This is a genomic window from Kitasatospora sp. NPDC090091, from assembly GCF_044747365.1.
Lineage (GTDB): Bacteria > Actinomycetota > Actinomycetes > Streptomycetales > Streptomycetaceae > Kitasatospora.
Genome location: NZ_JBIVDY010000014.1, coordinates 153,220 through 175,180, shown reverse-complemented (window position 1 = coordinate 175,180; position 21,961 = coordinate 153,220). Strand labels below are relative to the sequence as shown.

At 71.8% G+C, this 21,961-nt stretch carries 17 protein-coding genes; 9 read left to right on the top strand and 8 right to left on the bottom strand.

The window, feature by feature from the left end:
* Window positions 1-81: 81 nt before the first annotated feature.
* The 3 genes from ACIPSC_RS24725 to ACIPSC_RS24715 all read right to left on the bottom strand — a co-directional run bounded on the left by ACIPSC_RS24725 (window position 82) and on the right by ACIPSC_RS24715 (window position 4,454).
* Entirely contained in the window at window positions 82-1,137 is a 1,056-nt protein-coding gene (locus ACIPSC_RS24725; protein ID WP_400828240.1) for a BMP family protein, read from the bottom strand.
* A 282-nt stretch (window positions 1,138-1,419) separates the two neighbouring features.
* Complete coding sequence (locus ACIPSC_RS24720) at window positions 1,420-2,673, bottom strand: amidohydrolase (protein ID WP_400828239.1); 1,254 nt, start codon at window positions 2,671-2,673, stop codon at window positions 1,420-1,422.
* 191 nt (window positions 2,674-2,864) lie between these two features.
* Window positions 2,865-4,454 (bottom strand): methylmalonyl-CoA mutase, encoded by a 1,590-nt coding sequence (locus ACIPSC_RS24715; protein WP_400828238.1) that lies wholly within the window; start codon window positions 4,452-4,454, stop codon window positions 2,865-2,867.
* Window positions 4,455-4,594: 140 nt separating this feature from the next.
* On the opposite strand from ACIPSC_RS24715, the gene ACIPSC_RS24710 reads away from it, so the two are divergent.
* The 3 genes from ACIPSC_RS24710 to ACIPSC_RS24700 all read left to right on the top strand — a co-directional run bounded on the left by ACIPSC_RS24710 (window position 4,595) and on the right by ACIPSC_RS24700 (window position 7,857).
* The gene (locus tag ACIPSC_RS24710) at window positions 4,595-5,335 is read left to right on the top strand and encodes an SDR family oxidoreductase (RefSeq protein WP_400828237.1); all 741 of its coding nucleotides are present in this window, start codon (window positions 4,595-4,597) and stop codon (window positions 5,333-5,335) included.
* A 67-nt stretch (window positions 5,336-5,402) separates the two neighbouring features.
* On the top strand, window positions 5,403-7,061 hold the full coding sequence (locus ACIPSC_RS24705; protein WP_400828236.1) for an alpha/beta hydrolase: 1,659 nt from the start codon (window positions 5,403-5,405) through the stop codon (window positions 7,059-7,061).
* Window positions 7,062-7,188: 127 nt separating this feature from the next.
* Complete coding sequence (locus tag ACIPSC_RS24700) at window positions 7,189-7,857, top strand: 2-oxo-4-hydroxy-4-carboxy-5-ureidoimidazoline decarboxylase (RefSeq protein WP_400828235.1); 669 nt, start codon at window positions 7,189-7,191, stop codon at window positions 7,855-7,857.
* Window positions 7,858-7,912: 55 nt separating this feature from the next.
* Here ACIPSC_RS24700 and ACIPSC_RS24695 read toward each other — a convergent pair whose 3' ends face one another.
* The gene (locus tag ACIPSC_RS24695) at window positions 7,913-8,674 is read right to left on the bottom strand and encodes a hypothetical protein (protein WP_400828234.1); all 762 of its coding nucleotides are present in this window, start codon (window positions 8,672-8,674) and stop codon (window positions 7,913-7,915) included.
* Window positions 8,675-8,929: 255 nt separating this feature from the next.
* Here ACIPSC_RS24695 and sdhC point away from each other — a divergent pair, with 255 nt between their 5' ends.
* From sdhC to ACIPSC_RS24675, 4 genes are read left to right on the top strand one after another with little or no spacing between them, the layout of a single operon-like run.
* Entirely contained in the window at window positions 8,930-9,310 is a 381-nt protein-coding gene (gene sdhC, locus ACIPSC_RS24690) for a succinate dehydrogenase, cytochrome b556 subunit (protein ID WP_238862918.1), read from the top strand.
* Between the two features lie 8 nt (window positions 9,311-9,318).
* The gene (locus ACIPSC_RS24685; RefSeq protein WP_238862919.1) at window positions 9,319-9,810 is read left to right on the top strand and encodes a succinate dehydrogenase hydrophobic membrane anchor subunit; all 492 of its coding nucleotides are present in this window, start codon (window positions 9,319-9,321) and stop codon (window positions 9,808-9,810) included.
* 31 nt (window positions 9,811-9,841) lie between these two features.
* The gene (gene sdhA, locus ACIPSC_RS24680) at window positions 9,842-11,584 is read left to right on the top strand and encodes a succinate dehydrogenase flavoprotein subunit (RefSeq protein WP_400828233.1); all 1,743 of its coding nucleotides are present in this window, start codon (window positions 9,842-9,844) and stop codon (window positions 11,582-11,584) included.
* On the top strand, window positions 11,584-12,357 hold the full coding sequence (locus ACIPSC_RS24675) for a succinate dehydrogenase iron-sulfur subunit (RefSeq protein ID WP_313764122.1): 774 nt from the start codon (window positions 11,584-11,586) through the stop codon (window positions 12,355-12,357). Before sdhA ends, ACIPSC_RS24675 begins: the two co-directional genes overlap by 1 nt.
* 67 nt (window positions 12,358-12,424) lie before the next feature.
* Here the strand turns inward: ACIPSC_RS24675 and ACIPSC_RS24670 are convergent, their stop codons facing one another.
* Together ACIPSC_RS24670 and ACIPSC_RS24665 are read right to left on the bottom strand one after the other, a co-directional pair.
* Window positions 12,425-14,077, bottom strand: a complete 1,653-nt coding sequence (locus ACIPSC_RS24670; RefSeq protein WP_400828232.1) for a hypothetical protein — start codon at window positions 14,075-14,077, stop codon at window positions 12,425-12,427.
* Window positions 14,078-14,177: 100 nt separating this feature from the next.
* On the bottom strand, window positions 14,178-14,435 hold the full coding sequence (locus ACIPSC_RS24665) for an SCO4848 family membrane protein (RefSeq protein WP_400828231.1): 258 nt from the start codon (window positions 14,433-14,435) through the stop codon (window positions 14,178-14,180).
* A 143-nt stretch (window positions 14,436-14,578) separates the two neighbouring features.
* Between ACIPSC_RS24665 and ACIPSC_RS24660 the strand changes: the two genes are divergently transcribed.
* Complete coding sequence (locus tag ACIPSC_RS24660; protein WP_400828230.1) at window positions 14,579-15,817, top strand: D-alanyl-D-alanine carboxypeptidase family protein; 1,239 nt, start codon at window positions 14,579-14,581, stop codon at window positions 15,815-15,817.
* A 63-nt stretch (window positions 15,818-15,880) separates the two neighbouring features.
* Here ACIPSC_RS24660 and ACIPSC_RS24655 read toward each other — a convergent pair whose 3' ends face one another.
* Window positions 15,881-16,840, bottom strand: a complete 960-nt coding sequence (locus tag ACIPSC_RS24655; protein ID WP_400828229.1) for a YihY/virulence factor BrkB family protein — start codon at window positions 16,838-16,840, stop codon at window positions 15,881-15,883.
* A gap of 145 nt (window positions 16,841-16,985) precedes the next feature.
* On the bottom strand, window positions 16,986-17,987 hold the full coding sequence (locus tag ACIPSC_RS24650) for a glycosyltransferase family 2 protein (RefSeq protein WP_400828228.1): 1,002 nt from the start codon (window positions 17,985-17,987) through the stop codon (window positions 16,986-16,988).
* Window positions 17,988-18,193: 206 nt separating this feature from the next.
* On the opposite strand from ACIPSC_RS24650, the gene ACIPSC_RS24645 reads away from it, so the two are divergent.
* Window positions 18,194-21,766 (top strand): CDP-glycerol glycerophosphotransferase family protein, encoded by a 3,573-nt coding sequence (locus ACIPSC_RS24645; protein WP_400828227.1) that lies wholly within the window; start codon window positions 18,194-18,196, stop codon window positions 21,764-21,766.
* The last annotated feature ends 195 nt before the right edge of the window (window positions 21,767-21,961 follow it).

The window sequence follows — 21,961 nt, the reverse complement described above, 5'->3', positions numbered from 1 at the left end:
CCCTTCCGGGCCCCTCCCTGATGCTGCGTCAATCATCGCGCTGCCGGGCAGGTGGCAGCGGCAGCGACGTCCGGGCGCGCCTTACGGAGCGGTCGGGACGGTGGTGGCGCCGCTCTTGATCGCCGTGGCGGCGTCGTTGAGCTTGCCCTGGATGTCGTCGATCTTGCCGCCGGTGGTGGCGAGCGAGACGCCGTCGGCCTTCAGGTCGAAGTTCTTCACGCCGCTGAAGACGGAGCCCTTCTTCGCCGACTCGATGTAGGCGTAGACGGCCTTGTCGACGTTCTTGACCATGGAGGTCATGATGACGTTCTTGTACTTCGCCAGGGCCGGCTGGGCGGCCTGGTCGGAGTCGACACCGATGGCCAGGGCGCCCGGCTTGTTGGAGACGGCCTCGATGGCGCCGTTGCCGGAGGAGCCGGCCGCGGAGTAGATGACGTCCGCGCCCTTGTCCAGCTGGCCCTGCGCGGCCTCCTTGCCCTTGTCGGGCGAGTTGAAGCCGGAGAAGTCCGGGGGCGTCGTCAGGTAGGTGGTCTCGATCTTGATGTTCGGGTCGACCGACTTGGCGCCGGCCACGTAACCGGCCTCGAACTTCTTGATCAGCTCGGACTGCACGCCACCGATGAAGCCGATGTGCTTGGTCTTGGACTTGAGGGCCGCGGCCACACCGGCCAGGTACGAGCCCTCCTGCTCCGAGAAGGTCAGCGAGGTGACGTTCGCCGGCTGGGTGTCGGAGGCCGAGTCGATGATCGCGAACTTGGTGTTCGGGTTCTCCTTGGCGACCTTCTCGACCGCGGCCTGGTACACGAAGCCGACCGCGATGATCGGGCTGTAGCCGGCGGTGACCAGGTTCTTGAGGCGGGTCTCCTTGTCGGCCTCGGCCTCGCCGGTCTTGGCGTCGGCCTCGGTGACGGTGACGCCGAGGTCGGCCTTGGCCTTGTCGAGGCCACGAGCGGCGGAGTCGTTGAACGACTGGTCGCCACGGCCGCCGATGTCGTAGGCCATACCGACCTTGAGGCCGCCCTCGGAGGAGCCGGAGGAAGCGGTGGTGTCGTTGCTCTTTGCGCCGCAAGCGGCGAGCGAGGCCATGCCCAGGGAACCCGAGAGCACAACCGCGGCGAGCTTAGTTGAACGGCGCAAGGGAATATCTCCTTCTCACACGCACCCGTTTAGCGTGGTCGGACGCCACCGTAACGCGCGTAGAACACGGTTGGGTTACGGGCCGCCGGAGCATTCGGGTTGTTATCAAACCGTGGTCTCACGGCTCACCCGACGCTCCTTTCCGGTACGCGAACAGTGCTTGGTACTGGCCCGGCCCAGTTTACGTAACCCGACATAAAGCCCGTATCGCGACAATCCGCCCCGCGGTTCCCCCGCCTCCCCGGTCCTCCCCGCCCCTCTCCGGGCCGCTCCCGCCCGGGCCTACGACTCCGCCGGGGCCAGCGCCAGGGCCGCGAACAGCTCCACGCCGATCCCGATGGCCCGCTCGTCCACGTCGAACCGCCCCTGGTGCAGGTCGCGGACGGAGGTGTCGCCTGGGGTGCGGACGCCGAGCCGGGCGAGAGCCCCGGGCGCGTGCTCCAGGTACCAGGAGAAGTCCTCGCCGCCGAGGCTCTGCTCGGTGTCCTCCACCACCTGGCGGCCGTCCTGCCCGAACCGTTCCGTCATCGCCGCGTCCAGCAGCCCGACCGAGACCGCCTCGTTGACCACCGGCGGCACCCCGCGGTGGTAGTCGAGCGTCCACTTCGCCCGGTAGGTCTCGGCCAGCTTGGCGATCAGCTCGTGCAGCTGGTCCGGCGCCTCCTGCCAGCCGGCCAGCTCCAGGCAGCGGACGGTGCCCTCCAGCTCGGCGTGCTGCGGGATCACGTTGGGGGCGGAGCCGGAGGCGATACGGCCCCAGACCAGGCTCACGCCCCAGCGCGGGTCCATCCGGCGGGCCAGCGCGGCCGGCAGGTCGGCGGCCATCCGCGCGATCGCGGTCACCAGGTCGGTGGTCAGGTGCGGGCGGGCGGTGTGGCCGCCGGGCCCGTCCAGGTGCAGCACCAGGCGGTCGCAGGCGGAGGTGATCGCCCCGGTCCGCAGCCCGATCCGCCCCACCTCCACCTTGGGGTCGCAGTGCACCGCGAAGATCCGGCCGACGCCGTCCATCCCGCCGGCGTTGATCACGTCCAGCGCCCCGCCCGGCATGACCTCTTCCGCCGGCTGGAAGACCAGCCGGACCGGGCGGCGCAGCTCGCCGGCGCGGGCGGCCTCGGCGAGCACCAGCGCGGTGCCCAGCACCACCGCGGTGTGCACGTCGTGGCCGCAGGCGTGGGCCCGGCCCGGGACCGTCGAGCGGTACGGCACGTCGGTCTTGGCGTCGTCGATCGGCAGCGCGTCGATGTCGGCGCGGAAGGCGAGGAACTCGGCACCGTGCGGGGTGCCCGCGGGCACGATGTCCACGGTCATGCCGGTGCCGCCGGGCAGCACCCGGGGGGCGAGGCCGGCGGCCGTCAGCCGGTCGCGCAGCAGGCCGGTGGTGCGGAACTCCTGGCGCCCCAGCTCCGGGTGCCGGTGCAGATCGCGGCGGAAGGCGATCAGCTCGGGCTCCAGCGCCGCGATCCGGCCGCGCAGGTCGGCGGCGGGGCGGGCAGCGGTGAGCGTGACGGCCGGCTGGGCGGACTCAGGACGGTTCATCTCAACAAGGGTAGGCCTGTTGGGGGGATTTGGCCCGACTTCCCGAAAAGAAGTCCCCGGATGGGCGCATACCGGCCGTGCATGTGGGTATGACATCTCGTTTCAGCCGCCTTCCCCGGGTTGCCTGCACTGTGCAACGACCGCCCGCCCCGGCGGTCACGGCCCCACCCGCTCGGCGGATTGACGTGCCCTCAGAACCGCTCGACGGGGGTGTGCGTCCCCCACACCTGGCGCAGCGCGTCGCAGACCTCGCCGAGCGTGGCCCTGGCGGCCAGCGCCTCCTTCATCGGGTACAGCACGTTGTCCCGCCCCTCGGCGGCACGGCGCAGGGCGCCCAACGCGCGGTCCACCGCGGACGCGTCGCGGGCGGCCCGCAGCCGGGCGAGGCGCTCGGCCTGCTGCGCCTCGATCGCCGGGTCGACCCGCAGCGGCTGGTAGGGCTCCTCGGCGTCCAGCCGGAAGCGGTTGACGCCCACCACGGTCCGCTCGCCGGAGTCGGTCTCCTGTTGGACGCGGTAGGCGGTGCGCTCGATCTCGGCCTTCTGGTGGCCGGCCTCGATCGCCGCCACCGCGCCGCCGAGGTCCTCCACCCGCTCCATCAGCGCGAGCGCGGCGGCCTCCACCTCGTCGGTCAGCGACTCGACGACGTACGAGCCGGCGAACGGGTCGACGGTGGCCGTGACGTCGGTCTCGTGGGCGAGCACCTGCTGGGTGCGCAGGGCGAGCCGGGCCGCCTTCTCGGTGGGAAGCGCGATCGCCTCGTCGAAGCTGTTGGTGTGCAGCGACTGGGTGCCGCCGAGGACCGCCGCCAGCGCCTGCACCGAGACCCGGACCAGGTTGACCTCGGGCTGCTGCGCGGTGAGCTGCACCCCGGCGGTCTGGGTGTGGAAGCGGAGCATCTGCGACTTCGGGTCCCGGGCGCCGAACCGCTCGCGCATGACCCGGGCCCAGATCCGGCGGGCGGCCCGGAACTTGGCCACCTCCTCCAGCAGCGTGGTGCGGGCGACGAAGAAGAAGGAGAGCCGGGGCGCGAAGTCGTCCACCGCCATGCCGGCCGCCACCGCGGTGCGCACGTACTCGATGCCGTTGGCGAGGGTGAAGGCGATCTCCTGCGCGGGGTCCGCCCCGGCCTCGGCCATGTGGTAGCCGGAGATCGAGATGGTGTTCCAGCGCGGGATCTCGGCCCGGCAGTACCGGAACACGTCCGCGACCAGCCGCAGCGAGGGCTTCGGCGGGAAGATGTACGTGCCGCGGGCGATGTACTCCTTCAGCACGTCGTTCTGGACGGTGCCGGTCAGCCGGGCGGCCGGCACGCCCTGGGCCTCGCCGACCAGCTGGTACAGGAGCAGCAGCAGGGCGGCCGGGGCGTTGATGGTCATCGAGGTGGAGACCTCGCCCAGCGGGATGCCGTCGAACAGCACGCCCATGTCCTCGACGCTGTCGACCGCCACCCCGACCTTGCCGACCTCGCCGGCCGCGAGCGGGGCGTCCGAGTCGTAGCCCATCTGCGTGGGCAGGTCGAAGGCGACCGAGAGGCCGGTGCCGCCGCCGGCGATCAGCTGCCGGTAGCGGGCGTTGGACTCGGCGGCGGTCCCGAAGCCGGCGTACTGGCGCATCGTCCACGGCCGGCCGGTGTACATCGTCGGGTAGACGCCGCGGGTGTAGGGGTACTCCCCGGGCCTGCCCAGGCGCTCCCCGGGGTCCCAGCCGGCCAGGGCCTCGGGGCCGTACAGCGGCTCGACGGGGAAGCCCGACTCGGTGCGGCGGGGCTCGGCTGCCATGGTGTCCTCCGCGGGATCGGCGGGACGGTGCACTGGTACCCGCAATGTAGTGGTGCCGGGCGGCCGCGGGCGCCGGCGACACCATTGAGATGATCGGGTCAGCGACCGAAGTGCTTCCACGAATGACCCAGGGAGTGGCAATGACCGAGCAGAAGGTGGCCGTGGTCACCGGTGCCAGCAGCGGAATCGGCGCGGCGACCGCCCGCCGGCTCGCCGAGGAGGGCTTCGAGGTGGTGCTCACCGCCCGGCGCACCGACCGGATCGAGGCGCTGGCCAAGGAGATCGGCGGGCGCGCCCACACCCTGGACGTGACCGACCGGGCCGCGGTGGACGCGTTCGCGGCCGGGATCGGCCGGGTGGACGTCCTGGTCAACAACGCCGGCGGCGCCATCGGCGCGGAGACGGTGGAGAGCGGCGACCCGGCCGACTGGCTGGCGATGTACCAGGTGAACGTCCTCGGCGTGCTGCACGTGACGCAGGCGCTGCTGCCGGCGCTGCGGGCGAGCGGCGACGGCACCGTGCTGCTGATGTCCTCCACCGCGGCGCTGGCCGCGTACGAGGGCGGCGGCGGCTACGTGGCGGCCAAGCACGCCGCGCACACCATCGCCGCGACGCTGCGGCTGGAGCTGTGCGGGGAGCCGATCCGGGTGATCGAGATCGCCCCGGGCATGGTGAAGTCCGAGGGCTTCGCCGTCACCCGGTTCCGCGGCGACGAGGAGAAGGCGGCCGCCGTCTACGCGGGCGTGGCCGAGCCGCTGACCTCGGAGGACATCGCGGACACCGTCGCCTGGGCGGTCACCCGGCCCCCGCACGTCAACATCGACCTGCTGGTGGTCCGCCCGCGCGCCCAGGCCGCCAACCACAAGGTCCACCGCGCCTGACGGCCCCGGGGCGGGCGGACCGAGGGCCAAGATCGAACGTGTCACCCGGCAGTGGTACACACGTGCGATGACATCTCTTCGGGCCGCCCGCCCGCGGCTGCTGCTGGCCGCACTGGCGACCGGCACCCTGCTCCTCACCTCGGCCTGCAACGACGGCCCCGCGCCCGCCCAGGACAAGGCCGCCGGGACCACCCCGGCCACCGCCGCCCCGTCTGCCACCCCCACCGCGACGCTGACCCCGACGCCGAAGCCCACCGGCGCGGACGACCCCGCGCTCAAGCCGTTCTACGGCCAGCAGATCTCCTGGGCCGCCTGCCCGGAGGACCCCCGGGCCGCCAAGGCCAAGATCGACATGTCCGCGATGCTCTGCGGCAAGCTGCACGTCCCGCTCGACTACGCCCACCCCGCCGCGGACGCCCTGGACATCGCGCTGATCAAGCTGCCGGCCGCCAAGCCGGACCAGAAGCTCGGCTCGCTGATGGTCAACCCCGGCGGCCCCGGCGGCTCCGGCATCGAGATGGTCAAGTACGGCGCCAAGGAGTACGACGGCGTCCTGCACAACCGCTTCGACGTGATCGGCTTCGACCCGCGCGGCACCGGCGAGAGCTCGCCCGTCGTCTGCTACGACGACAAGCAGCACGAGGAGTCCAACCAGCGCGACACCCCGATGGAGCCGGCCGCCCGCAAGGCGCAGCACGTCAAGGGCGCCACCGAGCACGCCGCGGCCTGCCAGGCCAAGGCCGGCAAGCTGCTGCCCTTCGTCGGCACCCGCAACACCGCCCGCGACCTGGACGTGCTGCGCGCCGCCGCCGGCGACAAGAAGCTCAACTACCTCGGCATCTCCTACGGCACCTACCTCGGCGCGCTCTACGCCGAGGAGTTCCCGAAGAACACCGGGCGGCTGATCCTGGACGGCGCCGTCGACCCCGCCCAGGACCGCCTGGACCACGGCATCGACCAGCAGGTCGCCTTCGAGAAGGCCTTCCGGCGCTTCGCCGCGGACTGCGTCGAGAACCACCCCGAGGACTGCCCGCTCGGCAAGGACCCGGACGCCGCCGCGAAGAAGGCCGCCGACTTCCTGGACGGCCTGTACGAGCACCCGATGACCGCCAAGGACGGCCGCAAGCTCAACCGCGACCTGGGCTGGACCGGGACCGTCTCGATGCTCTACGGCGACGAGAAGACCTACTGGAAGGCCCTGCGGATCGCCCTCGGCTGGGCGATGAAGGGCGACAAGCCCGACTACCTGCTGGCCTTCGCCGACGAGTACAACGGCCGCGACGAGGACGGCCACTACAGCCCGATGGAGGAGGCCAACGGCGCGATCAGCTGCGCCGACACCTCCCGGCCGGCGCCGACCCCCGAGCGCGCCCGGCAGGCGGTGGCCCGGCTCCAGTCCGAGGCCCCGCTGCTCTCCAAGGGCGTCACGGTCGAGGACTACGACGAGCCCTCCTGCGCCTACTGGCCGTTCAAGACCACCGAGAAGCCGCACGCCGTCCGCGCCGAGGGCGCCGCGCCGATCCTGGTGGTCGGCACCACCGGGGACCCGGCCACGCCGTACGCCTCGGCCGAGGCGCTGGCCAAGGGCTTCGCCGACGCCACCCTGCTGACCCGGGTGGGCGAGGGCCACGGCGCCTTCGGCAAGGGCAACAGCTGCATCGACGCCGCGCTGGAGTCGTACCTCGTCGAGGGGACCATGCCGACCGCCGGGACCAGGTGCTCCTGAGGGGCCGGGCATGCCCAGGGATCCGGAGTATTAGCAGATGAAGGCGGGGAGGGCGCTGACAGAGAGGTGTCAACGTCACAACTTGATAGCTCGATCGGATGAATTCCGCGTGCGCCCTCCCCAACCGATGACCGCTCAACTACCGTTGAGCCGCTGCCCGGCGGGCGCTGGACGCCGCTCCGCAGCCCCATACTTCATCTGCTCCACCCCCTTCCCATCGGCACCTTCCCGCCCTCACGAGGAGGACCCGCTGGCCAGCGACATCCCGCCGCAGCGGCTCGATCCACGCTCCGAGCCGACCCTCCTCGGGCTGCACCGCTTCAACGAGGCCGACGCCGGGGCCGCCGAGGAGGCCCTGCTGGCCTGCTGCGGCAGCCACCGCTGGGCCCTGCGGCTCACCGCGCACCGGCCCTACCCCGACATAGAGTCCCTGCTGGCCGCCGCCAGTGAGGCCTCCTACGACCTGCGCCCGGCCGACCTGGCCGAGGCGCTGGCGGACGAGAGCTGGATGCCGCAGCCGCTCCTCGGCATGCGCGCTCCGGGCAGCCAGGCCGCCCACACCGCCCTGCGCGCGGCCCACGCCGCGTACGAGGCCCGGTTCGGGCACGTCTTCGTGGTCTGCCTGGAGGGCGTCGCCCCCGAGGAGATGCTCGACACCGTCCTCGACTCGATCCGCACCCGGCTCTCCAACGACCCGGACGAGGAGCGGCTGATCGCGGCCGACGAGCTGCGCCGGATCGCCCTCACCCGGTTGGAGCACCTGGTCGCCACCCACTCCGGGGCCACGGCCCGCTGAACCGGGGCCGAAACGGCACCGCGGCTCACGGCGCCGCGCTTCACCGCACCGCGGGTCACCGCACCGCCTGCGCGGCGCGGAGCTTGGCCGCCTGCTGCCGGACGATCCGCTCGTCCGGCGCGGCGGCCGGCTTCGCGCCGACGCCGACGGTCGTGAAGACCGCCAGCACCTGGCCGACCCGGACCACCACCGCGCGCTGCGAGAGCACGACCGAACCCGATTCATTCGTCAGGGTGAACCCGGTCGCCGCGTCCACTCCCCCGGGCGTGGGCGTGTCGTCCCGGGTCAGCCGGTGCCTGGTCCGCAGCACCTTCCGCGACCGGTCCGCCGGCGGGGGCGGCGCCGTGGAGGAGAAGGAGGCGCACGGGCCGAACAACTTCTCCAGCTCGGACTGCAGCCGGGCCGCCCGACCGGGCCGGTAGCCCAGCAGCCCGCCGTACACCCCGCCCTCCGGGTCGGCCGCCCGCGCCACGCTCAGACCGGTCTCCGCGTACGGGCCCTCCGGTCCGGGCGAGGGGGAGGCGCCGGCGGCCGGGGCCGCCGGGGTCACCGCGTCCAGCAGCGGCTGGCAGGCCGGCACGTCGGAGACCTCCCGCGCCCCGCCGGAGCCGGTCTCCCCGTGGCCGGGGGTCATCACCGTCACCGTGTAGCCGGGCCCGAGGTCGGCGTCCGCCACCGCGGCCGCCCGCAGCTCCCCTGCGGACAGCTCGCGCGCCGGCCCGGCCCGGTCGGCCGAGCCGCCGACCGTGGTGCAGCCCGCCGCGAGCATCAGCGCGAGGACGGCGGCGGCGAGGGGGCGGGGCGGGCGGAGCGGCACGGCGGCCTCGGCAGGGTGTCGGCACGGACGGCGGGCGGCCACCGTAGCGCAACCGGAACGTCACCCTGCGTGCCGAATCCGGGCGGAGTTCCCGGCAGACTAGGCCAGTCGTGCCTGATTGATCACACCTCGGGCCCCCGGAGGCGGTTACCGAGAAGGCGTCGATAGGATGCTCGCGGCCGGTGGACCGTACCCGGCCGGGCTGACCGACACCGAAGCCGGCCGAGCCCCCAATCGCTTCCGGAGGGTTTTTCCGTGCCGGCTGGAACGCTGTACCGCGGCCGGGAAGGCATGTGGAGCTGGGTGGCTCATCGAGTCACCGGCGTCCTCATCTTCTTCTTCCTGTTCGCCCATGTCCTGGACACCGCGCTGGTGCGGGTGTCGCCCGAGGATTACGACACCGTCATTCAGACGTACAAGACGCCGCTGGTGAACCTGATGGAGTACGGCCTGGTGGCCGCCATCCTGTTCCACGCCCTCAACGGCCTGCGCGTCGTCGCCGTCGACTTCTGGTCGAAGGGCCCGAAGTACCAGAAGCAGATGCTCTGGTCCGTGGTGGGGGTGTGGGTCGTCCTGATGGCCGGCGCCTTCTACCCGATCCTTCAGCACACGCTGACCTCCTGGTTCGGGAAGTGATCTGAGACATGTCCACGGAAATCTCCGACGCCCTGGTCGTCCCCTCCGCCCAGGCGCACACCGGCAAGGGCCTCGGCACCGGCAACCCGGCCGACGCGTTCGTGATCGAGCCGGCCCGGCAGCGGACCAAGAAGACCCCGCGCCGCACCCGTACCAACTTCGAGATGCTGGCCTGGCTCTTCATGCGCCTGTCCGGCATCGTCCTCGTGGTGCTGATCCTCGGCCACCTGCTGATCATGCTGGTGCTCGACGGCGGCGTCTCCCGGATCGGCTTCGCCTTCGTGGCCGGCCGCTGGGCCTCGCCGTTCTGGCAGGGCTGGGACCTCCTGATGCTCTGGCTCGCCATGCTGCACGGCGCCAACGGCATGCGGACGGTCATCAACGACTACGCCGAGAAGGACTCCACCCGGCTCTGGCTGAAGGGCCTCATGGGCGCCGCCACGGTTTTCACCGTGCTGCTCGGCACCCTGGTCATCTTCACCTTCGACCCGAACATCTAATCGGCAGAGGCCAGAGGCGAGTTAGAACCCCATGCAGATTCACCAGTACGACACCGTCATCGTCGGGGCCGGTGGCGCCGGCATGCGCGCGGCCATCGAGTCGACCCAGCGCACCCGCACCGCGGTGCTCACCAAGCTGTACCCGACCCGGTCCCACACCGGCGCGGCCCAGGGCGGCATGTGCGCCGCCCTCGCCAACGTCGAGGAGGACAACTGGGAGTGGCACACCTTCGACACGGTCAAGGGTGGTGACTACCTGGTCGACCAGGACGCCGCCGAGATCATGTGCAAGGAGGCCATCGACGCCGTCCTCGACCTGGAGAAGATGGGCCTGCCCTTCTCCCGCACCGAGCAGGGCCGGATCGACCAGCGCCGCTTCGGCGGTCACTCCCGCAACCACGGCGAGGCCCCGGTCCGCCGCTCCTGCTACGCGGCCGACCGCACCGGCCACATGATCCTCCAGACGCTGTTCCAGAACTGCGTCAAGCACGGCGTCGAGTTCTTCAACGAGTTCTACGTCCTGGACCTGCTGATCAACGACGGCAAGACGGCCGGCGTCGTGGCCTACGAGCTGGCCACCGGCGAGATCCACGTCTTCCAGGCCAAGTCGGTCGTGTTCGCCTCCGGCGGCACCGGCAAGTTCTTCAAGGTCTCCTCCAACGCCCACACCCTCACCGGTGACGGCCAGGCCCTGGTCTACCGCCGCGGCCTGCCGCTGGAGGACATGGAGTTCTTCCAGTTCCACCCGACGGGCATCTGGCGCATGGGCATCCTGCTCACCGAGGGCGCCCGCGGCGAGGGCGGCATCCTGCGCAACAAGGACGGCGAGCGCTTCATGGAGCGCTACGCCCCCGTCATGAAGGACCTCGCGTCCCGTGACGTCTGCTCCCGCGCGATCTACACCGAGATCCGCGAGGGTCGCGGCTGCGGTCCGGACGGCGACCACGTCTACCTGGACCTCACCCACCTGCCGCCGGAGCAGCTGGACGCCAAGCTGCCGGACATCACCGAGTTCGCGCGCACCTACCTCGGCATCGAGCCCTACACGGACCCGATCCCGATCCAGCCCACCGCGCACTACGCCATGGGCGGCATCCCGACCAACGTCGAGGGTGAGGTCCTGCGCAACAACACCGACATCGTCCCGGGCCTGTACGCGGCCGGCGAGGTCGCCTGCGTGTCCGTGCACGGCGCCAACCGCCTGGGCACCAACTCGCTGCTGGACATCAACGTGTTCGGCCGTCGCGCGGGCATCGCCGCCGCCGACTTCGCCAACGCGAACGACTTCGTCGAGCTGCCCGAGAACCCGGCCGAGAAGGTCCAGGCCCTGGTCGACGGCCTGCGCGAGTCCGCCGGCACGGAGTCCGTGGCGCAGATCCGCAAGGAGCTGCAGGAGTCCATGGACGCCAACGCGATGGTGTACCGCACCGGCGCCACCCTGAAGCAGGCGGTCGAGGACATCGCCGCGCTGAAGGAGCGCTACAAGAACGTGGCGATCCAGGACAAGGGCTTCCGTTACAACACGGACCTGCTGGAGGCCGTCGAGCTGGGCAACCTGCTCGACCTGGCCGAGGTGCTGGCGGTCTCCGCGCTCGCGCGCGAGGAGTCCCGCGGCGGCCACTACCGCGAGGACTTCCCGACGCGTGACGACGTGAAGTTCATGCAGCACACCATGGCGTACCAGGAGGTTGCCGAGGACGGCACCACCTCCATCCGCCTCGACTACAAGCCGGTCGTCACGACCCGCTACCAGCCGATGGAGCGTAAGTACTGATGAGCACTCCGACCGTGGAGAAGCACTCGGCCGCTCTGGACGCGGCCGAGGCGGGTGCCGTCCAGCTGATCACCGTCACCTTCCGGATCCGCCGGTTCAACCCGGAGGAGCACCCGGACCCGGTGTGGGTCGACTACCAGCTGGAGATGGACCCGAAGGAGCGCGTCCTGGACGCGCTCAACAAGATCAAGTGGGAGCAGGACGGCACCCTCACCTACCGCCGTTCCTGCGCGCACGGCATCTGCGGCTCCGACGCCATGCGGATCAACGGCCGCAACCGGCTGGCGTGCAAGACCCTGATCAAGGACGTCAACCCGGAGAAGCCGATCACGATCGAGGCCATCAAGGGCCTGACGGTCCTCAAGGACCTGGTCGTGGACATGGACCCGTTCTTCCAGGCGTACAAGGACGTCATGCCGTTCCTCATCACCAAGGGGAACGACCCGACCCGCGAGCGCCTGCAGTCCGCCGAGGACCGCGAGCGCTTCGACGACACCACCAAGTGCATCCTGTGCGCCGCGTGCACGTCGTCCTGCCCGGTCTTCTGGAACGACGGCCAGTACTTCGGCCCGGCCGCGATCGTCAACGCGCACCGCTTCATCTTCGACTCGCGCGACGAGGGTGCGGAGCAGCGACTGGAGGTCCTGAACGACCGCGAGGGCGTCTGGCGCTGCCGGACCACCTTCAACTGCTCGGAGGCCTGCCCGCGTGGCATCGAGGTCACCAAGGCGATCCAGGAAGTGAAGCGGGCGCTGGTCACCCGCCGCTTCTGATCCCGGCCTGACACGGCGAGGGCCCCGTCCGATCGATGGATCGGACGGGGCCCTCGTGCGTGCCGGCTCAGCGCAGGACGCCGAGGTCCTTCGGGGTGGTGAAGCCCTTGTACGTCAGCAGGTGCCGGTCGCCCGTGACGGCCCACAGGTCCGGCACGCCGTCGCCGTCCCCGTCACCCGAGCTCCCGAGCGCCGGGTAGGCGTCCACGGTGAACCCGGTCGCGACCACACCGGAGGCGGGGTCGGCCAGGGCGGTGAAGTCGAAGGTGCCATCGGCCCGCTTGGGGATCGCGTACGCGTGCAGCGCGCCGGTGGCCCGCTCGCGCGCCCAGAGCGCGAGGTTCCCGGCGGCGTCCGCACCGGGGGCGATCAGGTCGTAGCCGTTCCACGCGCCACCGCTGGTGAGGCGTGCGGAATTGGAGAACATGCCGCCCCCGGCGAACGGCTTGGCCAGGTAGAGGTCCCCGCTCCACATCGTGAGCAGGCCCGGGTTGGCCGGGTTGGTACCGCTCACCCGGCCGACCAGCGCGAGATCCTGGACGTCCGACCAGCTGGTGCCGTATCCCGTGCAGTCACCGGTGCAGTCCGGCCGGTTGACGCCCATGGTGGCGGACCGACTGAACTCTCCGGTGCCGTAGACGTTCTTCAGGAGGGCGACGCCACCGAATCCGCCGATCTCCCGGACCAGCAGGTCGTCGGCCAGGGAGCTGCTCCGGCTGCGGTGCGCGACCTGGTAGTTGTTCCAGTTCCGAGCCGTGCCGGGGGCGAGGTTCGCCGGGAGGACCGAGGACGGCGTGGTGTCGTTCGCCCGGGCACTGATGATCTGCAGGTTGCCGGCCGCGTCCGGCAGCAGGATGTCCGGGATCGCATCGCCGTCGACGTCGCCGAGCGCGCTCGGCTTGGGGCGCGAGTCCCACGGGGCGTAGAAGGTGTAGCCGGTCGTGAAGCTGCTGTTGCCCGCGTTGTCGACCGCCACGACGTAGAGGGTGTTGGTGCCCCACTCCTTCACCTTCAGGTTGAGGGTGGTGGAGCCGTCCGCGCCGGGCTTGACGCTGTCGGCATCGCAACCACCGCTCAGCAGGGAACTGTCGTTGAAGGCGTACTTGTAGCACGCGATGCCCGAGGCCTCGCCGCCGCCGGCCGGGGCCGGGTCGGTGCCGGTGAGGGTGAAGGTGCCGGTCTCGCCCGCGTACTTGGTCGCCGTCCGGCCGGAGCCCTGGGCCGGGAAGTCCGTGGAGGTGACGGACACGGTGGCGCTGGTGAGGTCCACCCGGAAGTGGCAGTCGGCCGACGCCGGGGAGATCCTGTGGCCCTGGAGGGCGCGGGCCTGCCAGGTGTAGCCGTGGCCGTCCGTCAGGCCCGGGACGGTGATCCGGGCCTGGCCGGCGACCGCCGGGGCGATGCCGCTGAAGACGGCCGTGTCCGCGCCGGTCGTCGTGTCCCAGACGGCGAAGCGGGCCGAGAGGCCGCTGGTCTGCTCGGCGGCGACCGTCGCGTTGAGGGCCGGGCCGTCGACGGTGCGCCCGATCCAGCCGGGCGTGGTGGTCGAGTCGCAGGCGTCCGTGACGGCGCCCGTGGAGACGGTCCGCGGCTGCGGGGACGCGGTCGTCGCGGTGACCCGCAGGCCGGTGTCGGCCGCGGCGGCCGGGGCCGCCAGCAGGCCGGCGGTCATCGCCGCGGTCGCCGCGGCGCCCCACCGGCGCAGGTGCGCAGGCTTCATGAAAGTATCCACCCCTTGGAATCGAAGAGAGGTTCGACCTCTACCCAAACGGTGTGGATCTTGCCAGTGGCCCCACCGGCCGGCAACCGGGTTTGACCGCTCAGTCGACGGCCGGCTCGCGCCGGGTGGCGCGGAGGCCGCGGACGCCGATGGCGCCGATCCCGATGCCGAGGACGAAGGACGTCACCGCGAGCAGGAGGTGCACCCAGAAGAAGGCGGTGGGCTGCGAGTGGTCGCCGCCGGTGAAGGCCTGGCCGCCCGAGTCCTTCCAGAGGTTCTTGACGAAAGTCGTCCAAATGATCATGGACCAGACGCCGAAGGCGGTCAGGAACCAGGACGTGCGGCGGCTGAGCTTCATGAGGTCCTCAACGGGCGGTGACGTGAAGAAGGCGTGTCCCCCCAGTATGCGCGGGGGGCCGTTCGGCGTACCGCAGCCCCCTCCTGCGGAGGACGGGCCCGGAGTGGCGGACGACCGGGGCCCCGACTGGGTACGGTCTGCTGGTGCTCACACGCCCTAAGCTCGCACAACTGATCGCCGCGTGCCTCGCGGCGTTCCCGGTCCTCCTCGCCACCCCGGCGGCCGTCGCGGCCCCGTACTCCCCGCCGCCCCCGCAGACCGCGGTCGGCGGCGAGCGGATGGGGCTCTCCGGCGTCCAGGTGGACCCGCTCGCAGGCGCGCCGGCGCTGCCGCGGGACCTCACCGGGCGCTCGTGGATAGTCGCCGACGCCGCGTCAGGGGACGTGCTGGCGGCCAGCAGCCCGCATCTGCGACTGGCGCCCGCCAGCACGCTGAAGATCCTCTTCGCGGACACCGTGCTGCCCAAGTTCGACCGCAACGCCGTGCACCGCGTCGCGGACGCGGAGATCCAGGGCATCGGCCCCGGCAGCAGCCTGGTCGGCATCAAGGAGGACCTCGACTACAAGGTCGAGGACCTCTGGCGCGGAGTCTTCCTCAGCTCCGGCAACGACGCCGTGCACGTCCTGGCGCACATGAACGGCGGCATCCAGCAGACCGTCGCCGAGATGCAGGCCCGCGCGGAGGCGCTGCAGGCGAAGGACACCAGGGTCGTCTCGCCGGACGGCTACGACATGGAGGGCCAGCTCTCCTCGGCCTACGACCTCACGCTGTTCGCCCGGGCCGGGCTGCGCAACCCCGACTTCCGGATGTACTGCGCCACCCGGGACGCGCTGTTCCCCGGCGCGGTGGACAAGAACACCGGCCAGCGCGGCAGCTTCGGCATCGCCAACACGGACCGGCTGCTCGGCAAGTACCCGGGCCTGATCGGCGTGAAGAACGGTTTCACCACCGAGGCCGGCTCCACCTTCGTCGGCGCCGCCGAACGGGACGGCCGCACCCTGCTGGTGACGGTGATGCACCCGACCACGTACCAGAAGGTCTACGACGAGACCGCGGCGCTGCTGGACTGGGGGTTCGCCGCGGCCGACAAGGTCACGCCGGTCGGGCGGCTGGTGGACGAGGCGCCGGCCGCGGAGCCGTCGCCCGGCGGGCAGGCGGGCGGCACCGCCGGGGCCCCCGCGCCGCCGCCGCACCCCTCGCCGTCCGCGCAGACCGAACAGACCCCGCGGACCCCGCAGCCCGCGGCCGCCCGGACGGCCTCCGGCGGCGACGGCGGCGGACTCGGCACGGTCGGCTGGCTGCTGACCGCGCTCGCCCTGGCGGCGGGCGGCACCGGGGCACTGCTGCTCCGGCGGCGACGGGCCGGCCGGCCGGCCGAGTAGCTCCCCACGGCTTCCGGCCGAGCGCCGGCCGCCGTCACGATCCGAGGCCCCGCGGGCCCGGTCTCACTCCCGGGACCGGGCCCGCGGCGCGTCCTTCCCCGCCGCCGCCTCCGCCTCGTCCGCCTCCGCCACCATCTCCCGGGCCCGCTCCCGGGCCCGGTCCCGGGCGGCGGCCGGGTCCGCGGTCGCCGTCCAGGCGACGCAGTACATCAGCAGCCGGCAGACGAAGTTGATCCAGAGCAGCAGCGCCACCGGCACGCCGAAGGCGCCGTAGAGGCTCTTCCCGGCGACCGAGCCGAGGTAGGAGGCGAGCAGGATCTTCAGCAGTTCGAAGCCGACCGCGCCGATCAGCGCGCCCTGCAGCACGTCCCGCCGGTGCTGGCCGCCGATCCGCGGGAAGGGCGCCAGCAGGTAGGCGAAGAGCAGCGCGTCCGAGGCGACCGCGATCAGCAGGCCGACGCCGGTCAGCAGGTAGCCTCCGGGGCCCCCGGTGCCCAGGCCGATCCACTCGGCGATCCGCCCCGCCAGGGTCGTCCCGGCGGCCGAGGCGGCCAGCGAGAACAGCGAGACCAGGCCCAGTCCGAAGAGCACCACGCAGTCCCAGGCCTTGCGCAGCGCCAGGTTGCCGCCGTCTTCGGGCAGCTGCCAGACGTCCCGGATCGAGGTGCGCATGGTGTCCACCCAGCCGAGGCCGGAGAGCAGCAGCAGGATGCCGCTGACCAGGCCGACGGCGCCCGCGTTGGCCACCAGCGAGGGAAGGTTGAGCGCGTCGGAGATGCCCGGCAGCTGCTCGGTGATGTGCTTCTCGATGTCGGCGACCCGGGTGTCGGAGAGGGTCGCGACCGCGATCGCCAGCGCCACCGTGAGCAGCGGGAAGAGCGCGAGGAAGCCGAAGAAGGTGATCGCTCCGGCCAGCCGGTTGCCGCGGGCGGCGGTGAAGTGCTCGTACACCCGGTACGGGCGGCTGCGCAGCACCCGCGCCGCGAGCGGGCCGATCACGGGGAGGCGGGTCAGGAAGTCCACCCGACCGGTTATACCGGCCGGTCGCCCGAACGGCCGTCAGGCTCGGCGCACACCCGGGCGTTTGGGCACCGGACGCGCACCGAGGCGGACGGTGGTCAGCGCCGGGCGTGTCTGACGATTCGCGTCGCACGCCCGGCGGGAATCGTCAGGCCCGCCCGAGCAGACGGCGGGCCTTCGCCAGGGCGCGGACGGTCTGGTAGGCGCCGTAGCGGCCGTGGCTGAGCAGCTCGGTGCGCACGCCGTCCACCCCGGCGGGGGCCTTGTAGCCGGCCGGGCGGAGCCGGGCGCAGTGCTCGGCGGCGCGGCGGAAGTACTCGCGGCGGTCGCCGGGCGGGACCCGGCCGGGCCGGGAGACCACCGTGTTGAGGTGGTGCAGCATCCGCCCGTAGACCACCGGGCGCCAGCGGTCGAGGTCGGGGCGGCGGTCCAGGAAGGCGAAGACCAGGTCGTACTGGGCGAAGACGTCGAAGTGCTTGCGGCTGGCCGTGGCCAGGATGTTGCCGCCCTCCTGGCGCTGCCGGTAGTGCACGCCGACCTGGTCGAGCAGGGTGATGCTCGCCGCGGCGAGCAGCGCCGGGTACGTCCAGGGGGTGTCCTCGTAGTAGCCCGCCGGGAAGGTCAGGCCCTGCTCGGCGATGAAGCCGCGGCGGTAGGCCTTGTTCCAGACCACCTGCAGCAGGTCCAGCAGGTCGGGGCGGCGGTCGAGGTCGAAGACGTCCGGCGAGTCGGCGCCGAAGACGTGCGCCGAGGCCGCCCGGGTGATCCGGCCGTCGGAGTACGTGCGGGCGTAGTCGTAGACCAGGATGTCCGGGTCGTCGCCGGCCGCGAGCCGGTCGTCGACGGCCTTGAGCAGGCCGGGGGTCAGCGTGTCGTCACTGTCCAGGAAGATCACGTACTCGCCGGTGGCGACCTCCAGGCCGGCGTTGCGGGCCCGGCCGAGGCCGACGTTCTCCGGCAGGTGCAGCACCCGCACCCGGGGGTCGCGGGCGGCGGCCTCGTCGAGCAGCGCGCCGCAGCCGTCCGGGGAGCGGTCGTCCACCGCGATCAGTTCGAAGTCCGGGCCGCCCTGGCCGAGGACGGAGTCCAGGCATTCGGGGAGGTACTCCTGAACCCGGTAGACCGGGACGATCACGCTGAAGCGGGGCATGGGGCACAGAGTAGTGGCCGCTCCGACCGGCCGGCCCACCGCGTCCGCGGGCCGCCGCCGCGGGCCCCGGCGGCGGGCGCCGGGCGGGCCCGGAGGGGTCCGGAGGCCGGACGGTAGGATCGACGGGCACGTACGCACCGATCAAAAGTGCGGCCAGACCCCGACCGGGCTGCCACGCTCCTTCCCAAGAAAGGCCTGCGTAGCCGATGGCTCCCCGCCTCTCCATCGTCGTACCGATCTACAACGTCGAGCGCTACCTCGTGGAATGCCTCGACTCGATCGCCGCCCAGACCTTCACAGACTTCGAGTGCGTCATGGTCGACGACGGTTCGAAGGACGGCAGCGCGGCCCTCGCCGAGGCGTACGCGGCCAAGGACTCCCGGTTCCGGCTGGTCCGGCAGGTGAACAAGGGCCTCGGCGCGGCCCGCAACACCGGCATCCGGCACATCGACCCGGACGGCGAGTTCCTCTGCTTCGTCGACAGCGACGACTCGATGCCGCCGAGCGCGTACGAGCTCATGATCAACACGCTGGACGAGACCGGCTCGGACTTCGCCACCGGCAACGTGCTGCGGTTCCGCGCGGTCGGCTACTACCAGTCCGGCGGCCACAGCCGGCCGTTCGCCAAGACCGCGCTCAAGACGCACATCACCGAGATCCCGTCGCTGGTCACCGACCGCACCGCGTGGAACAAGGTGTACCGCCGCTCGTTCTTCGACGCGGCCGGCCTGCTGTACCCCGAGGGCATCCTGTACGAGGACGCCCCGGTCAGCGTGCCGCACCACTACCTCGCCAAGAGCGTGGACGTGCTCTCCGAGCCGATCTACCACTGGCGCGAGCGCGAGGTCGGCGAGATGTCGATCACGCAGATGCGCACCAACCCCAAGGGCCTGATCGACCGCGTCACCTCGGTGGAGCTGGTCCGCGGCTGGCTGAAGAAGCAGACCGACCCGCGCTTCGCGCAGTACCTGCGCACCTACGACGAGAACACCCTCGTCGAGGAGATCCCGATGTTCTTCTGGTCCGTCGTGGACGGCGACAAGGAGTACCGGGACGCCTACATCAAGAACGTCAGCCGGCTCCTCCGGGCGATCGGCCCGGAGCAGGTCCGCAAGCTGCGCGCGCCGCTGCGGCTGAAGTACCACCTGACCCTGCAGGGCCGGATCGACGAGTTCGTCGAGCAGATCAAGTTCGAGGGCGAGAGCAACGGCGGCGTCACCGCCCGCGGCCTGCTGCGGCCGTACGCCGACTACCCGTTCCTGCGCGGCGGCCGCAAGAGCGTGCCCTCCAGCGTCCTCAAGCTGGACAACTCGCTGGTGATCCGCAGCCGGCTGTACGAGACGGCCTGGGTCGGCGGCAAGTTCCAGCTGACCGGGCACGCGTACCCGGAGCAGCTGGGCGCCGAGAACAAGCACGACATGGTCCGGGTGCTGATCCTGCGCGAGGCCAAGGGCCGCCGCGTGGTCGCGATCCCGACCAGGACCACGTACAGCCCCGAGGCCACCGCCACCTGCCACCACGACCTGTACAACTGCGACTGGGCCGGCTTCACCGCCTCCATCGACCCGAAGAAGCTCAAGCAGCGCGGTCAGTGGAAGGACGGCAACTGGCGCGTCCTGATGGCCGGCGGCGGCAAGGGCGGCGTGTACAAGGGCCGGATCTGGGCCGGCTGGAGCGACACCGCGCTCTACATGCCGGCGCACTGGGTCGAGCCGGACGTCCGGATCGTCCCCTGGGTCCGCGACGGCAACGTCTACCTGCGCGTCGAGACCGTGCAGGCCCGGGTGACCGGCATGGCCGCGCACGGCGGTCGGCTGGAGGTCTCCGGCGCGATCCGCACCGGCGCGAGCCTGGCCGGCGCCCGGCTCAAGCTCACCCACGTCGAGTCCGACCGCGACCTGCAGTACCCGCTGGAGCTCGCCGACCCGGTCGGCACCCTGCGGCCGTTCAGCGTCTCGGTCCCGACCGCCGAGCTGACCGCCGTCCGCGAGGCCTGGGCGGAGCTCGACCCGGTCGCGCCGACCCGTGCCCGCGACCGCTGGGACGCCGTCCTGCTGCTCGCCGACGGCACCTCCGTCCCGATGGCCTGGGACGACCGCAACGCGCCCGAGCAGCTGCACGTCGCGCTCAACCCGGAGGCCGCCGGCCCGAAGCGCCGCGCGCTCTACGCCAAGCCCTCCCCCGGTGGCTACCTGCAGCTCACCGACCAGCTGCTGCAGCCGGTGGTGGACGAGGTCGTCTCCCGCGGCGCCGACGGCTTCCTGCTCAGCGGTGCCTTCCCGCTGCCCGGCGCGCACCGCTGGGAGCTGGTGGTCCGCCACAACTGGCGCGAGGAGGAGCACGTCTACCCGGTCGAGATCGCGGACGGGCGCTTCCGCACCACGCTGCCCTCGGTCCCGACGGCGTCCTTCGCCGGCCGGGTGCCGCTCGCCCAGGGCACCTGGGACGTCTTCTTCCGCCCGGTCGGCGCGCCGGTCGACTCCGAGGCCACGCTGCACGCGCTGATCGCGCCCAGCTGCTTCGGCGCACTGCCGCTGGAGACCGAGTCGCGCGGCAAGCGGATCGTGCTGGAGCGCCGCCACTACGACGGCCTCTCGCTGGAGTCGCACAACGCGCTGCTGCCCGAGGAGCGCAGCGGCTGGCGCCAGCGCCAGCTGCGCACCGTGGACTACCCGGCAGCGCGCCGGCTCCCGCTGCGCGACACCGTGCTCTACAACGTGGCGCTCGGCGGCCTCTACGCCGACTCGCCGCGGGCGATCCACGAGGAGCTGGTCCGCCGCGGCCTGCCGCTGGAGCACCACTGGGGCAGCGACGACATGCAGGCCGACCTGCCGCAGACCACGAGCGCGCTGCGGCTCTGGAGCCCGGAGTGGTTCGAGACCCTGGCCACCGCCAAGTACATCGTCACCAGCGCGCACCTGCCGGACTTCTTCGTCCGCCGCCCCGGCCAGGTGGTCGTCCAGACCTGGCACGGCACCCCGCTGAAGCAGATCGGCTACGACTTCGAGAAGGTCTGGTTCACCGACGCCAACTATCTGAAGGGCGTCGCCAAGGAGGTTCCGAACTGGAGCCTGCTGGTCGCCGGGAACACCTGGTCGGCCCCGGTGCTGCGGCGCGCGTTCGACTACAAGGGCGAGATCCTGGAGAGCGGTTCGCCCCGCAACGACCTGCTGTTCGCCCCCGACCGGGAGAAGACGGCGGAGCAGGTCCGCGAGCGGCTCGGCCTGCCCGAGGGCAAGAAGGTCGTGCTCTACGCACCGACCTTCCGCGAGGACCGGCGCCGCCCGAACGGCGGCTACCAGATGGACCTGCGGATCGACCTGGATGCGGCCAAGGCCGCGCTGGGCGACGACCAGGTGCTGCTGGTCCGCCGGCACAGCGTGATGTGCGGCCAGGTGCCCGACGCCGGCAACGGCTACGTCTGGGACGTCGGCAGCTACCCCGACATGGCGGAGCTGCTGCTGATCGCCGACGTGCTGGTCACGGACTACTCGGCGTCGGTCTTCGACTTCGCCACGACCGGCAAGCCGATCCTGTTCTTCACGTACGACCTGGAGCACTACCGCGACAACCTGCGCGGCTTCAGCCTGGCCTTCGAGTCGGAGGCGCCCGGCCCGCTGCTGGCCACCTCCGCCGAGCTGGTCTCCGCGCTGGGCCGGATCGACGCGGTGGCCGCCGAGCACGCCGAGAAGTACACGGCGTTCCGCGAGGCGTACTGCGACCTGGACGACGGCCAGGCCGCGGCCCGCGTGGTGGACGGCATGCTCCGCCAGCAGTAGCGCAGCCCGTCCCGGAGGCGCCCGACGCGAACCGCGTCGGGCGCCTCCGGGCTTTCTGGGAGTTCTCTGGGAGTTGCCCGTCCTTTACACCCGCATTGCACTCGAACTCACGTTTCGCGAACGAATTTCCGAGCAAATCTGCCGGACCGTACAGTTGACCCCGGGTGTCATTCCGGTATGGGATGCGCATTGGCC